Origin of the sequence: Rathayibacter tanaceti, assembly GCF_001634385.1 — a bacterium.
In the GTDB taxonomy this organism is placed as follows: Bacteria; Actinomycetota; Actinomycetes; order Actinomycetales; family Microbacteriaceae; genus Rathayibacter; species Rathayibacter tanaceti.
In genome coordinates, this window is the sequence record NZ_LIIN01000084.1 from 1 (window position 1) to 13,963 (window position 13,963).

Consider the following 13,963-nt stretch of genomic DNA (forward strand, 5'->3'; position numbering starts at 1 on the left):
GGCGGGGCGGAGCCAAGGTCGAGGCCGGCCCGCCTCAGAGGAAGAGCGGCGCCGGGTCGAGCGCGGCGAAGCGGCGCCGCATCACCGCGACGGCATCGGCGTGCTCGTCGACGAGCACGAAGCGGCGGCCCAGCGCGTGCGCGACCGCTCCGGTCGTGCCCGAGCCGGCGAAGAAGTCGAGCACGGCGTCGCCCTCGCGGCTCGACGCCTGCACCATGCGGCGGAGGATCCCCTCCGGCTTCTGCGTCGGATAGCCGGTCTTCTCGCGGCCGGTCGGCGACACGATCGTGTGCCACCACACATCCGTCGGCCGCTTGCCGCGCTCCGCCTTCTCGGGAGTGACCAGGCCGGGTGCCATGTACGGCTCCCGGTCGACCGCCGCGGAGTCGAAGTGGTAGCCGCGCGGATCCTTCACGTAGACGAGGATCGTGTCGTGCTTGGTCGGCCAGCGGCGGGTGGCCTTCGCTCCGTAGTCGTAGGCCCAGATGATCTCGTTCAGGAAGCACTCGCGGCCGAAGAGCGCATCGAGCAGCACTTTGGCGTAGTGCGCCTCGCGGTAGTCGAGGTGCAGGTAGAGGGTGCCGTCGTCGGCGAGCAGCCGCCACGCCTCGGCCAGGCGCGGCTCGAGGAACGACCAGTAGTCCTCGAAGCGGTCGTCGTAGCGGAGCAGATCCCCGCGGATCCGCTCGTAGCTGCGGCCCTTGAAGCCCGCGATCGTGCCGGTCGTCGAGCGCACCGATGTGGTCGAGGTGCGCACCTGCGCCCGCCCGGTGTTGAAGGGCGGATCGAGGTAGACGACCGTGAAGGCCCCGTCGGGCAGATGCGGCAGGACCTCGAGGTTGTCGGCGTGGAACACCGCGCTCCGTGTCTCCGGGACGCCGTCCGCGATCTGGATCGTCCTGGGCACCCGTCGATTGTGCCAGTGCGAGCGGACCCGGCGACACGTCGGCGAGTCGCGGGGGGCTCCAGGCGGCACCCAGGAGACCCCCGCGTAGAGTGGCGCGATGGTCTCAGAGGTGCGTCACGACGCGGACGGTTCCCGGTACACGCTGTGGGTCGACGGCGAGAACGTCGGGATCGCCGACTACGCCGTCCGCGCCGGCGACATCGTGTTCCTGCACACCGAGATCGCGCCGGAGCACCGCGACGCCGGCCTGGGCGCGACCCTGGTCGAGGCGGCCCTGGACGACGCGCACGAGCGGTTCGGCTCGAGGATCGTCCCCGCCTGCCCGTTCGTCGCCGACTTCATCGCCGGCCACCCCGACTACCAGGAGCTCCTCGCGAGCTGAACCCGGTCGGGCTCAGGGCACGCGCCGCAGCCACTCCGGAGTCGAGTACTTCGTGCGCACCAGCTCCTCGGCCGCTGCGTACTCCTCGTCGCTCAGAGACCCCGCCTCGCCCCCGTGCAGCTGCACGAACGTCGCCGTCATCCGCTCGATGATCTCGGCGCGGCTCAGCCCGGTCTGGCTGCGCAGCGGATCCACACGCTTCACCGCGGAGGCGATGCCCTTGTCGGAGAGCTTCTCCCGCCCGATCCGCAGCACCTGCACCATCTTCTCGGCGTCGATGTCGTAGCTCATCGTCACGTGGTGCAGGACCGCACCCGAGCCGAGGCGCTTCTGCGCGGCTCCGCCGATCTTCCCCGAGGGCGAGGTGATGTCGTTCAGCGGCTGGTAGACGGCGTCGATCCCGAGCGACTGGAGGGCGCTGACGGCCCACTCGTCGAGGAAGGCGTAGGAGTCGGCGAAGGTCAGGCCCTGCACCAGGTCGCCGGGCACGGAGAGTGAGTAGGTGACGACGCTCCCCGCCTCCATGAACATCGCGCCTCCGCCCGAGACGCGTCGGACCACCTCGATGCCGTACTTCTGGGCGTTGTCGAGGTCGACCTCGTTGCGCAGCGACTGGAAGCTGCCGATGACGACGGCCGGCCGGTCCCACTCCCAGATCCGCAACGTCGGCTCGCGGCGGCCCTCGCCGACGGCGGCCGTGAGCACCTCGTCGAGGGCGAGGTGCATGGCCGGGGACACGGCCCGGTCGTGGACGATCCGCCAGTCGTAATCGCGCCAGCTCGTCGCCTTCTGCAGTGAACGGCGGATCGCGACCGCCACGGCCTCGGGAGTGAAGCCCAGGAGCACCGCATCGCTCGGCAGCGCCTGCCGGATCGCCGCGGCGATCGACTTCGCGTCGGTCTCGACCGGCAGCCCGACGACAGCCCGGTCGATGTCGGCGAGCGCCGTGTCGGGCTCGAGGAAGAAGTCGCCCGCGAGCCGGAAGCCCGCGAACCTCCCGTCGACCACGTCGAGGTCGACGACCACGAGCTTTCCGCCGGGGACCTTGTACTCGCCATGCATGACGCCAGCCTAGGCGCGAGCAGGGCCCGCGAACCGCTCGTCCAGCCACTCCACCAGATCAGCGGTGACGTCGGCGCGGTTGAGCTCCTGGAACAGCTCGTGCCGCGCCTCCGGGTACACCCGCACCGAGACGTCGGTGTAGCCGGCGCGCCGGCGGTAGGCGTGGGCGAGAGCGCGCACCGAGCGCTCCCCGCCGAGCGTGTCGTCGGTGCCGACCAGCAGCAGCAGCGGCAGCGCGGGCGCGCCGCGGCGAGCAGGACGCCCCAGTAGCCGCAGGGTCTCGACCGGTCCGATCCGCTTCGCGAGCGGCGTGGTGAAGGTGAGGGGGTCGTCGTGGAACCGCTGCCACACGTCCTCGTCGCGCGAGAGCCACTCGAGGCCCAGCCCGCCGGGCACGCGGTGCCGCCGGGCGAGGTCGCCCGCGTTCATGTAGCCCGGGAGGCGGTAGGCCGTGCCGCTCAGCACGAGCGCTGCGTAATCGGTCGAGTGCCGGTCGACGATCCGCTGCGCCATCAGCGAGCCCCAGGAGTGGCCGAGCAGCACGATCGGCACGCCCGCGCTCTCGGCGGCGACCTCGCACGTCAGCCGGCGGATCGCCGCCTCCGTCGCGCGCAGGCCGCCCGGGCCGAGCAGCCCCAGTCGTGAGGGGTCGCCGCCGTGCTGCTCGAGCCCGGTCCGCCCGTGGCCGCGGTGATCGTCGGCAGCGACCGCGTAGCCCGCCGCGACGAGTGCCTCGGCGAGCTCGACGTAGCGTCCCGAGTGCTCGCCGACTCCGTGCGCGATCTGCACGATCGCCCGGGGTCTCGGATGCGGCCACCAGCGGTAGTGGATCGTGATGCCGTGCGCATCCTCGAAGGTCCTGTCGACAGCGGTGCCGGGCATGGGCTCCAGTGTGGCCCAGCGGCCGCTCGGCGCCCCACCGGCGCCGCGAACTGAGAGGATACTCACGATCGCGCGGGAGACATCCTGCGCCGGGTCCGGGATCGCTACCGTTTTACAGACGAGCGAGACCCCGCGACCGTCCCCATCCCCTTCTCGAACGAGGCCTGCCCCTTCATGACCGTGTCGCCCCTGATCTGGACGCTGACGATCGTCTTCATCGTCCTGCTCCTGCTCTTCGACTTCTTCTTCCACGTCCGCAAGGCGCACGAGCCCACTCTGAAGGAGTCGGCGCTCTGGTCGGCGCTCTACGTCGGCATCGCCGTGCTGTTCGGGCTCGGCGTCCTCGTCTTCGGCGGACCGACCCCGGGCTCCGAGTACTTCGCCGGCTACATCACCGAGAAGGCGCTCTCGGTCGACAACCTCTTCGTGTTCCTGATCATCATGGCGAGCTTCAAGGTCCCGCGCGCCGACCAGCAGAAGGTGCTGCTCTTCGGCATCGTCTTCGCGCTGATCGCCCGCACGGGCTTCATCTTCCTCGGCGCCGCGCTGATCAACTCGTTCGCCTGGGTCTTCTACATCTTCGGCCTGATCCTGCTGCTCACCGCCTTCAACCTGGTGAAGCCGGGAGACGACCATTCGAGCGACAACGTGATGGTGCGCCTGGCCAAGCGGATCTTCAAGACCAGCGACCAGTACGACGGCGACAAGTTCTACACGCACATCGACGGCAAGAAGGTCCTCACGCCGATGATCCTGGTCATGGCGGCGATCGGCGGAACGGACATCCTGTTCGCGCTCGACAGCGTTCCGGCGATCTTCGGCCTGACCAGCGACGTCTTCCTCGTCTTCACGGCGACCGCGTTCTCGCTGCTGGGCCTGCGTCAGCTCTACTTCCTGATCGACGGGCTGCTCGACCGCCTCGTCTACCTCAGCATCGGCCTGGCCGCGATCCTCGCCTTCATCGGCGTGAAGCTGATCCTGCACGCGCTCCACGAGAACAACCTGCCGTTCATCAACAACGGCGAGCACGTGGAGGTCTTCGAGATCGGCACCGGACTCTCGCTGACCGTCATCGTGGGCGTCCTGGTCGTGACGGTGATCGCCTCCCTCGTCAGCCCGAAGGGCCGCCGCATGGCCGCCGAGGCCGCTGAGCGCCGCCGCGTGGCCGAGGCCACGGACGCCGACGTGGACGCCACGCACTGAACCGTCTGCACAACGAAGGCTGGGACGCCGTTCCAGGGCCGCAGGGCCCGGAACGCGGGTCCCAGCCTTCGTTATGACGTCAGCGAGCGCGGTACCGGTGCTCCGGGCGACCCGTGGAGCCGTAGCTGAGGGTCATCTCGACGAGGCCGCGCCCGGCGAGACCCGAGAGGTAGCGCTGAGCGGTGGCGCGAGAGATACCGGCCCGCTCGGCGACCTCGAGGGCCGAGAGCTCTACTCCCGACTCGGCCAGACGCGCCAGGACCAGCTGCTCGGTCGCCGAGCGCGACGGCTGGGCGGCCGCGGCGTCGCCCGAGTGCAGGATCCGCAGCGCCCGCTCCACCGCCTCCTGATCGGCCGCACGGTCATCGCGGAGCACATTGCGGAAGCGGACGTAGGCGTCGAGCCGCTCGCCGAGCAGCCGCGCCTCGAACGGCTTGATCAGGTAGCCGAGGGCGCCGGCGTGCAGGGCCCGCCGCACCGTCGCCCCATCGGAGGCGGCACTCACGACGAACGCATCGGTGTCGAGCTCGCGCAGCAGCGAGATGCCGCTCTGGTCCGGCAGGTGCACGTCGAGCAGGAGCAGGTCGGGCGAGTGCTCGGCGACGGCCGCTCGCGCTGCTCGGGCCGTGTGCACCGGAGCGAGCGCGGTCAGACCCTGCCGGGCCTCCACAAGATCCGCGTGCAATTGCGCGACACGGAAGTCGTCGTCGACCACCAGCACCGTGCGCTCCCGCGCCGTGTCCGCGCTCATCGTTCGTCGCCGTCGTGATCGGGAGGCCGCACCGCTCCGGGGAGGCGCGCGCAGAGCACGGCTCCCGACTCCGCTCCGCCGGGGTCGGCCAGCCAGACCTCGCCCCCGCGGCGTGCCGCGACCTCGCGACAGAGCGGCAGTCCGAATCCGCGTCCGTGCACGCGGCCGTCGTCCTCGGCCGGGTCTACCCCGGTGCCGCGATCGAAGAGCGACTCCGGATCGGCGACGCCGTCTCCCGAGTCGGCGACCGTCACGAAGAGAGCGTCGCCGTCGTCGAGCAGTTCGACCTCGACGAAGCGCACGTCGCGCCGGCCCTCGACGGCCGCGCGCACGGCATTGTCGACCAGGTTACCGACGACCGTGGCGACATCCTCTGGCTCGACGACCGTGCCGCGCACCAGCGTCTCCTCGCCGAGCGTCAGGAGCACCCCGCGCTCGGCGGCCTCGATGCCCTTCGCGCCGACGAGCGCCTGGAGGTAGGGCTCCTGCAGGCGGTCGGCGTGCTGCACCGGATACTTCAGCGGTCCTCGGGTCAGCACCTCGCCGAGGTAGTCGCGGGCCGACTCCGTGCGCCCGGCGTCGAGGAGTCCGGCGACCACGTGGAGGCGGTTCGCGAACTCGTGGCGCTGCACGCGGAGGGCATTGGTCATGGCGCCGACCGCATCGAGGCGCCGGCTGAGCGCGGCGAGGTCGGTGCGGTCGCGCAGCACCACGACCACGCCCAGGTCGCGGTCGCCGCGGGTGACTCTCCGGATGTCGACGTACACGATGCGAGAGCGCACGACGAAGCCCTCCTCGCCCGCGACGCGCGGCGGCTCCTGCGCGTGCAATGCCGCTCCGATCGCGTCGGCCAGCGGGGTGGGCAGGGCGAGCTCGGCGAGCGGGAGGCCGTGCAGCGCACGCCCGGTCGGATCGTCCGAGCCGAGGATCGCGGCGGCGCGGGCGTTGCAGACCCCCACGCGGCCGTCGCGGTCGAGCGCGAGCACTCCTTCGTCGACGCCGTCGAGCACGGCCGCCTGATCCTGCACGAGGGCGGTCAACTCCTCCGGGGCGAGGCCGAGCGTCAGCCGCAGGAGGCGCCGGCGGATGAAGACGGACGCGACCGCGGCGAGCACGAGGCCCGCGAGCGCTGCGGCGAGCACGCCCAGCAGCGCGGTCGGCAGATCAGTGAAAACGCTGGAGCGCGCGAAGCCGATGCTGACCTCGCCGACGACCCGCTCCTCTCCGTCGGCGAACACCGGAACCTTGGCCCGCGCCGACGCGCCGAGCGTGCCGGTGCCCCATGAGACGCTCTCTCGGCCGGCCAGCGCCTCGTCGGGACTCGTCGACACGCGCTCGCCGAGCCGGTCCTCCTCGGGGTGCGCGAGGCGGATCCCCTGGTCGTCGGTGATCACGACGAAGAGCGCGCCCGTGCGCTGCTCGACTGCGGCGGCCACGTCCTCCAGCGGGCCCCTGCGCAGTTCGTCGACCGTGGGCGGGCCGGGCTCGGTGGAGGAGGCGGTGACGGCGTCGCGCACGTCCGGGTCCTCGGCGACGGTGCGCGCGATGGCGAGCGCCGTCTTCTCGGCCTCGCCGCGCAGCTGCTGGACGCTCAGCGCTGTGACCAGTCCGGCGCACACCAGCACGGCGGCCGAGACGGTCGCGAGCTGGAGGACCAGCACGTGGGTCGCGAAGCGCATCGCCTCTCCTCGCCGTCGTCGTGCGCAGAATGCGCAGAACCCACACTATGCGCAGATGTCGTCGTAATGAGCGATACCCGGGCGCCGAGCGCGCGGCTCCCTAGGGTTTCCAGGACCCCCGGCCGGACTCTCGCCGCGCCCGGGCGGAGGCACCGGACGAAGGAGTCAGCTGTGTTGGTAGTACTCGGATTCACGATGATCTTGGCCTTCATGGCCCTGATCATGACCAAGCGGCTCACGCCGATGGTCGCTCTGATCGTCGTCCCGACGATCTTCGGCCTCTTCGCCGGAGCCGGCCTCGGCATCGGCGACATGGTCCTGGAGGCGATCGGCAGCCTCGCACCGACGGCGGCCCTGCTGATGTTCGCGATCATGTACTTCGGCATCATGATCGACGTCGGGCTCTTCGATCCGCTGATCCGCTTCATCGTCCGCGCACTCGGCGACGACCCGGCGAAGGTCGTGCTCGGCACGGCCCTGCTCGCCGGCGCTGTCTCGCTCGACGGCGACGGCTCGACCACCTTCATCGTCACCACCGCGGCGATGCTGCCGATCTACCTCCGGCTCGGGATGAACCCCGTCGTGCTCACCTGCGTCGCGGGCCTCGCGAACGGGACCCTGAACATCGTGCCGTGGGGAGGCCCGACCGTCCGCGCCGCTGCCGCCCTCCAGGTCTCGCCGAGCGACATCTTCGTGCCGATGCTGCCGTCCCTCGCGGTCGGCCTGGCCGTCACCCTCGTCTTCGCCTGGTTCCTGGGCCTCGGTGAGCGCCGCCGCCTCGGCTCGCTCGCACTGGCCGAGCCGATGCTCGAGCCCGAGCTCGTCGGCGCGCCGGTGAGGGCGCCGCGCACCGGCGGCTTCGCCGCCCTCACCGGAGGCATCCGCACCGTCGCCCGCGAGCGCTTCTCGTTCCTCCGCGGCCCGCAGTCCCTGCGCGGAGCCCAGGTGGCGGTCGCCGCCCGAGTGCAGGCCGACGACGCCGACACTGCAATGGCCGACACGATGCTCGACCCCGAGCGCGAGACGCTGCGTCCGAAGCTGATCTGGGTCAACCTCGTGCTCACCCTCGCGGTGATGACGCTGCTGGTCGCCGACGTCCTGCCGCTGCCGTTCGTCTTCATGGTCGGCTCCGCGATCGCGCTGCTGATCAACTTCCCGACGATGAAGGACCAGGCTCCGAGATCGTCAAGCACGCGCCGAGCATCGTCGGCGTCGTGTCGATGGTGCTCGCCGCGGGCGTGCTCATCGGCGTGCTCAACGGCACCGGCATGGTCGACGCGATGGCGGAGTGGGTCGTCGCGGTCATCCCGCCGACCCTCGGCCCGTTCCTCGCGGTGATCACGGGCGTGCTGAGCATCCCGATGACGTTCTTCATGTCCAACGACGCCTTCTACTACGGGATCCTCCCCGTGCTCTCCGAGAGCGCGGCCAACTACGGCATCTCGCCGGTCGAGATGGCCCGCGCCTCCATCACCGGGCAGCCCGTGCACCTGCAGAGTCCGCTGGTTCCCGCGATCCTGCTGCTCGTCTCCCTCGCTGCGGTGAACCTCGGCGACCACCACCGCAAGGTACTCTGGCGCGCGGTGATCGTCTCGCTGGTGATGCTGGCGGTGGGAGTCGTCGTCGGCTCGATCCCGTTCGGCTGATCCTGCCCTCTGACGACGTCGGGCGGTCCTCGTACGGGGGCCGCCCGACGTCGTTCCGTCGGCGGGGTCAGGAGGAGCTGCGGGCGTCGATCGTCCCGGTGCTCGTGCGGGCCCCGGAGTAGACCTCGCGGTCGATCTCGCCGTCGGCGTGCGCCACGAGCATGGCCACGAATGTGTCGCCGTTGACGTTCAGGAACGTGCGGAAGATGCCGGTGAACCAGTCGACCGCGATCAGCAGGCCGACGGCCTGGATCGGCAGACCGAGGGTCCCCGCCAGGAAGAGCGCGACGACCGGGAAGCCGCCCGGCACCGTGATCGTGCCCATGTTCAGCAGGATCGCCAGCCCCATCCCGAGCAGGACCTGCGCGGGCGAGAGGGCGACGCCTCCGGCCTGAGCGAGGAAGAAGACGACGATCGTGTAATTGAGGACGGCACCGTAGGAGCCCATCGTCAGACCGATCGACAGAGTGAAGTTCGCCACCCGACGGCTCACCCCCACCTTCTCGACCGTGTCGCGCAGCACCGTCGGGTAGGTGACCGCCGAACTCGTCGTCGTGATCGCGATGAGGGTCTGCTCGGCGAGCTTGCGCGGGAGGCGACGCGGATCGAGTCGCGTGCGCAGGCTGACCACAGCCACGAACACCACGGTGAGCAGCACGACTCCGAGCAGGGTCGTCCCGAGGTACGCGAGAGCGGTGGTGACCACCGCGACGCCGACCTGACCGGCGAGCACGGCGAGCAGCGCGAAGACTCCGAGCGGAGCGATCCGCATCACGAGGCGGATCAGCACGAGCAGCACCTCCTGCAGCTGCTCGAGGCCCTTGAGCACCAGGGTGTTGCCGGTCGACGAGACGTAGACGTTCAGCGCGATGCCGAACAGCAGCGAGAAGACGATGATCGGCACCATCGTGGCGGTCGACATCGAGGCGACGATGTTGGTCGAGAAGAACCCGAGGATCGTGTCCTGCCAGCCCGCCGCCTCCGACGCCGACTGCTCCAGCGACGGATCGAGCGAGCCCGAGAAGGTCGCGCCCGCTCCGGGCTGGAGTGAGAGGCTGAGGGCGACCGCGACGACGGCCGCGACGAGAGAGAAGCCGATCATCCAGCCGAACGTCCGCACGGCGAGACGACCCGTGCCCGCGCCTCCCATCGACCCGGTGGCCACGATGACCGACGCCATGACCAGCGGCACGATCGCCATCTGGATCAACCGGATGAAGATCTGCCCGAGGAACTCGAGGTTGCCCGCCCAGTCGCCGACGACGAGGCCGAACACGACGCCGGCGATCGCCGCGATGCCGATCTGAGCGGCCGGATGCTGGAGGACTCTGAACGTCATGGGACTCCGTAGGCGAGAGGCCGACCCGGGGCGAGCCGACGCGGGAGCACCACTCAACTGCACCGGTGTTGCAGCACCGCTACTCCGGTGTTTCGGCAGCATTAACCCGCGCGGGCGGCGTCAGCGCAGCAGCGGAGCCAGGTTCTCGTTCCACACGTCGGCGCCGACCTTGAGGATCAGCGCGCCGACCACCACGAGGAAGGCGACGCGGATGAAGCGACTCCCCCGCGCGACAGCCATCCGCGAGCCGAGGTACGCGCCGGCGAGATTGGCGACACCCATGACCAGGCCCAGGAGCCAGATCACGTGGCCGCCGGGGATGAAGTAGAGCAGTGCGCCGATGTTGGTCGCGACGTTGACGATCTTGGCCTTGGCGCTGGCGAGCAGGAAATCGTAGCCGAGGGCGGTGATCAGCGCGATGATCAGGAAGGTCCCCGTGCCGGGGCCGATCAGTCCGTCGTAGAAGCCGATGAGGAGTCCGAGCACGGCGGCCGTGACGAGGTGCCGACGGCCCGCGTGCTTGAGCACGGTGACGCTCCCGAGCGCCGGGCGCGCGATCGTCACGACGGCGACGACGATCAGGGCCACGACGATGATCGGCTTGAAGACCGCGGCGGGGAGCAGACCCGCGAGCGTCGCGCCTCCGTAACTGCCGGCGAGGGCGACCGCGGCCATCGGCAGCGCGGTGCGGAGGTCGGGCCTGGCGCGTCGGAAGAACGTGACAGCGCTGGTGGTCGTGCCGAACACCGAGGCCAGCTTGTTGGTGGCCAGCGCCTGCACCGGCGAGATCCCCGGTACGAGCAGGAGGGCGGGGAGTTGGAGCAGGCCGCCGCCTCCCACCACTGCATCGATCCATCCGGCGGCGAAGGCGGCGAGGATCATCAGCGCGAGGACGGGGAGGCCGAGGTCCTCGGTGAAGGTCAGCATCGAGGGAAGCCTACGACTCCGCGGGTCGCCGGGGCGCCGTCGGAGGCGGGGCGACCCGACAGGAGGACCTCGTCGCACTGCCGCCTACGCCTCCCGCAGCTGCTCCGCAAGTCCCTGCGGTCGCCGCACCACCGCACCTACGGTCGGAGCATGGACGCACAGGAGATCCGCTGGAACGACGAAGCCCGCGACAAGATCCTCGAGGACTCCGACCGGGTCCTCCGGGAGGCCGTGCTCGACCTCGCCGGGAGCAGCAGGGGCGAGCCCTGGGAGGACGTCTTCGCCGAGCTGAACTCCCGGCTGAAGGACCGTTTCATCGACTTCGAACCCGGACCCGACCTCCGCAAGTACGCGGAGGCCGTCTCGGCCGGGGAGATCGAGACCGGATCGTGAGCGGCCCCGGCGACGACCCGACGCTCGGCGACGAACTCGCCTCGATCCGCGCCCTCGGCGAGGGCCGCCGCGGCGAGGCGGCGGAACCCGATGAGGTCGAACTCTCGTCCGAGCAGACCGAGGACATCGAGGCGGAGCTCAGAAGCGCCGGCGAGGACTGAGCCGGCCCCCGGCGGAAGGCCCGCTCCCCATGGAGGGAGCGGGCCTTCCGCGTCTCCGGCGAACGCCTAGGCCGAGAGGCGCTCGTAGTCGGTGTAGCCCTCGGCCCCGCCGCCGTACACCGTCGCCTGCACGACCTCGTTCTCGGGGTGCCGCCCTGCCAGCGCTCGGCCAGGTCGGGGTTGGCGATGGCCGGACGCCCGACGGCGACCGCGTCGGCGTGGCCGTCCGCGATCAGCGAGGTCGCCTCCTCGCGGCTGGTCGGCGAGCCGAAGCCGCTGTTGGCGACGAGGACGCCGCCGAAGCGGGAGCGGAGGTCCTGCACGAACTCGCCCGCCGGCTCGGCGTGCAGCACGCTGAGGTAGGCGAGCCCGAGAGGGGCGAGCCCGTCGATGAGAGCCTCGTAGGTGGCGCGCACATCGTCCGCGTCGGTCTCGAGCACGTCCTGGATGTTGTGGCTGGGCGAGACGCGGATCCCGACGCGGCCGGCTCCGATCTCGTCGGCGATCGCGCGGGTCACCTCGATCGGGAACGAGGCACGGGCGGCCGGCGATCCGCCGTAAGCGTCGGTGCGCACGTTCGAGGCGGGCGAGAGGAACTCGTGCAGCAGGTAGCCGTTGGCGGAGTGCACCTCGACACCGTCGAACCCGGCGTCGACCGCGAGGCACGCTGCCGCGACGAACTCGTCGCGGATCGTCGCGAGCTCCTGCGTGGTGAGGGCATGAGGAACCGGGAACGGCTGCATACCGCCCGGCGTGCGGACCTGTCCGTCGATGGCGATCGCGCTCGGAGCGACGATCCGTTCGGTGCCCGTGATGGCGGTGTGCGAGACGCGGCCCGCGTTCATGATCTGCATGACGATGCGCCCACCGGCGGCGTGCACAGCGTCGGCCACAGCGCGCCAGCCCTCGGCCTGCTCCGGGGTCACGATGCCCGGCTGACCCTGGTAGCCCTTCGACTCGGCGCTCGGGAACACTCCCTCGCTGATGAGAGACCCAGGCTCGCGCGCTGCGCATAGTACTCGGCGACGATCGGGCCTGGAACGCCCTGCTCGTCCGAGCGCAGGCGCGTCATGGGCGCGAGCACGAGTCGGTTGCGGAGGTCGAGGTCGCCGGCTGTGAGGGGGGAGAACGGATCCACGGGATCGCCTTTCTTCGGAGGGAGCGTCGTGCGCAGACGCCGCGCACTCCCGATCGCAACGGTCGCCGGTGCTCGACCATTCCTCCTCCCGGCGTTCTCCCATCCCGCTCGACGGTGTCCGGCCGCTCTGCGGGTTCGGCACGTGCCCGCCCCGGGCCCGCTCGACGCGCCCGGGCTGTCTACACTCGGGAGGCGACGACGAAGGAGTGTGCGCGATGCCGGCGAGACCCCACCACCCCGCGAGGTCCCGGCTCGTGCCGACGCTCGTGGCCCTGCTGGCCGCCGCAGCGCTCGCGCTGGTCCCGGCGACCGCGGCCGTGGCGGAGCCGCCCGTCTCGTTCTCCTCCTCGCCCGTGCTCGACACCGTGGGCGCTCTGAGCACCGCCGAGACCGCGGAGGTCGAGCAGGCTGCGAGCGAGCTCTACGACGCGCACGGCGTGCAGCTGTTCGTCGCCTTCGTCGACACCTTCAGCGATCCGGCGGACCGCACCGCGTGGGCGGAGCGCACGGCGACGCTGAACGGCCTGGGCACCGACGACGTCCTGCTCGCCGTGGCTGTGGACGGACGCCAGTACCAGCTGTCGGTCGCCGACAGCGTCGCCCTCGACGAGGGACAGTGTCGTCGCTCCAGACGGACGACATCGAGCCGCGCCTCGTGGCCGGCGACTGGTCGGGAGCCGCCGTCGCCGCGGCCGACGGGATCGGTCAGCGCCTCGACGCGCCGAGCGCCGCCGCGACGATCGGCTCCGGCCTCCTGATCGCGCTCGTCGTGCTCGTCGGGCTCGCCGTCGCCGGCGTCGTGATCTGGCTCCTCGTACGCCGCTCGCGTCGGCGACGCGCCGCGGAGGAGGCGGAGGCCTCCCTCGACGAACTCGCCACCCGGGCCGGCTCGGCCCTCGTGCACGCCGACGACGCCGTCCGTACCAGCGAGCAGGAGGTGGGCTTCGCCCAGGCGCAGTTCGGCGACGAGACCACAGGTCCGTTCCGCGAGGCGCTCGTCACGGCCAAGCGGATGCTGGGCGAGGCCTTCACCCTGCAGCAGCGGCTCGACGACGCCGAGCCCGAGACCGATGAGGAGCGCCGAGGCGGCTACCAGCGCATCCTGCAGCTCTGCGACGACGCCGAGCAGACGCTCGACGAGCGCGCGAGCGCGTTCGAGGAGCTGCGCGACCTCGAGAAGAACGCGCCGGCGGTGGCCGCTGCGCTCACGACCCGCGTCGCCGAACTCGGCGAGCGCCTCGCTCCGACCCGCGCGCTGCTGGCGGAGCTGGCCACCCGTTACGCGCCCAGCGCGATCGACGACGTGAGCGACGACGCCGACCAGGCCGAGGACCGCCTCCGCTTCGCCCGTGACCAGCTCGCCGCCGCCCAGCAGGCCGTGCAGAGCGGCGACTCCGGACGGGCCGCCGTGCTCCTGCGGGCCGGCCAGCAGGCCGCAGAGCAGGCTCTGGCCTCGTCGCGGCGGTCGCCGCGCGCGCGTCCGATCTGCAGCG

12 protein-coding genes and 3 pseudogenes are annotated in these 13,963 nt (G+C 71.1%); 7 read left to right on the forward strand and 8 right to left on the reverse strand.

What is annotated here, in order from left to right; translation table 11 throughout:
* Window positions 1-34 precede the first annotated feature (34 nt).
* The gene (locus ACH61_RS10630) at window positions 35-907 is read right to left on the reverse strand and encodes a DNA-methyltransferase (RefSeq protein WP_132505512.1); all 873 of its coding nucleotides are present in this window, start codon (window positions 905-907) and stop codon (window positions 35-37) included.
* Between the two features lie 97 nt (window positions 908-1,004).
* Here ACH61_RS10630 and ACH61_RS10635 point away from each other — a divergent pair, with 97 nt between their 5' ends.
* Window positions 1,005-1,289 (forward strand): GNAT family N-acetyltransferase, encoded by a 285-nt coding sequence (locus tag ACH61_RS10635; protein ID WP_068211937.1) that lies wholly within the window; start codon window positions 1,005-1,007, stop codon window positions 1,287-1,289.
* 12 nt (window positions 1,290-1,301) lie between these two features.
* Here the strand turns inward: ACH61_RS10635 and ACH61_RS10640 are convergent, their stop codons facing one another.
* Together ACH61_RS10640 and ACH61_RS10645 are read right to left on the reverse strand one after the other, a co-directional pair.
* The gene (locus ACH61_RS10640) at window positions 1,302-2,351 is read right to left on the reverse strand and encodes a lipoate--protein ligase family protein (protein WP_068211939.1); all 1,050 of its coding nucleotides are present in this window, start codon (window positions 2,349-2,351) and stop codon (window positions 1,302-1,304) included.
* A 9-nt stretch (window positions 2,352-2,360) separates the two neighbouring features.
* Window positions 2,361-3,233 (reverse strand): alpha/beta fold hydrolase, encoded by an 873-nt coding sequence (locus tag ACH61_RS10645; RefSeq protein ID WP_068211941.1) that lies wholly within the window; start codon window positions 3,231-3,233, stop codon window positions 2,361-2,363.
* 174 nt (window positions 3,234-3,407) lie between these two features.
* On the opposite strand from ACH61_RS10645, the gene ACH61_RS10650 reads away from it, so the two are divergent.
* Window positions 3,408-4,436 (forward strand): TerC/Alx family metal homeostasis membrane protein, encoded by a 1,029-nt coding sequence (locus ACH61_RS10650; protein ID WP_082845202.1) that lies wholly within the window; start codon window positions 3,408-3,410, stop codon window positions 4,434-4,436.
* Between the two features lie 79 nt (window positions 4,437-4,515).
* Here ACH61_RS10650 and ACH61_RS10655 read toward each other — a convergent pair whose 3' ends face one another.
* Together ACH61_RS10655 and ACH61_RS10660 are read right to left on the reverse strand one after the other, a co-directional pair.
* A complete protein-coding gene (locus tag ACH61_RS10655; protein ID WP_068211942.1) occupies window positions 4,516-5,187 on the reverse strand; it encodes a response regulator in 672 nt (223 codons plus the stop codon).
* Window positions 5,184-6,866: a sensor histidine kinase gene (locus tag ACH61_RS10660; protein ID WP_068211944.1), complete on the reverse strand. Its 1,683-nt coding sequence runs from the start codon at window positions 6,864-6,866 to the stop codon at window positions 5,184-5,186. Before ACH61_RS10660 ends, ACH61_RS10655 begins: the two co-directional genes overlap by 4 nt.
* A 195-nt stretch (window positions 6,867-7,061) precedes the next feature.
* On the opposite strand from ACH61_RS10660, the pseudogene ACH61_RS10665 reads away from it, so the two are divergent.
* Window positions 7,062-8,512, forward strand: a pseudogene (locus ACH61_RS10665) (CitMHS family transporter).
* A 67-nt stretch (window positions 8,513-8,579) separates the two neighbouring features.
* Here ACH61_RS10665 and ACH61_RS10670 read toward each other — a convergent pair.
* Both ACH61_RS10670 and ACH61_RS10675 read right to left on the reverse strand, forming a co-directional pair.
* Window positions 8,580-9,851: a dicarboxylate/amino acid:cation symporter gene (locus ACH61_RS10670; RefSeq protein WP_068211946.1), complete on the reverse strand. Its 1,272-nt coding sequence runs from the start codon at window positions 9,849-9,851 to the stop codon at window positions 8,580-8,582.
* A gap of 120 nt (window positions 9,852-9,971) precedes the next feature.
* Window positions 9,972-10,778 (reverse strand): TSUP family transporter, encoded by an 807-nt coding sequence (locus ACH61_RS10675; protein WP_068211947.1) that lies wholly within the window; start codon window positions 10,776-10,778, stop codon window positions 9,972-9,974.
* A 150-nt stretch (window positions 10,779-10,928) separates the two neighbouring features.
* Between ACH61_RS10675 and ACH61_RS10680 the strand changes: the two genes are divergently transcribed.
* Both ACH61_RS10680 and ACH61_RS17425 read left to right on the forward strand, forming a co-directional pair.
* Window positions 10,929-11,171, forward strand: coding sequence for a hypothetical protein (locus ACH61_RS10680; protein WP_068211949.1), 243 nt, complete (start codon window positions 10,929-10,931; stop codon window positions 11,169-11,171).
* A complete protein-coding gene (locus tag ACH61_RS17425; RefSeq protein WP_158286129.1) occupies window positions 11,168-11,332 on the forward strand; it encodes a hypothetical protein in 165 nt (54 codons plus the stop codon). Before ACH61_RS10680 ends, ACH61_RS17425 begins: the two co-directional genes overlap by 4 nt.
* Before the next feature lie 66 nt (window positions 11,333-11,398).
* On the opposite strand, the pseudogene ACH61_RS10685 reads toward ACH61_RS17425, so the two are convergent.
* Window positions 11,399-12,470: pseudogene (locus ACH61_RS10685) on the reverse strand (alkene reductase).
* A 215-nt stretch (window positions 12,471-12,685) separates the two neighbouring features.
* On the opposite strand from ACH61_RS10685, the gene ACH61_RS10690 reads away from it, so the two are divergent.
* Both ACH61_RS10690 and ACH61_RS10695 read left to right on the forward strand, forming a co-directional pair.
* A complete protein-coding gene (locus ACH61_RS10690) occupies window positions 12,686-13,228 on the forward strand; it encodes a TPM domain-containing protein (RefSeq protein ID WP_068211951.1) in 543 nt (180 codons plus the stop codon).
* Window positions 13,126-13,963 (forward strand): annotated as a pseudogene (locus ACH61_RS10695) (TPM domain-containing protein); the annotation flags it as partial. The gene ACH61_RS10690 and the pseudogene ACH61_RS10695, both read left to right, overlap by 103 nt.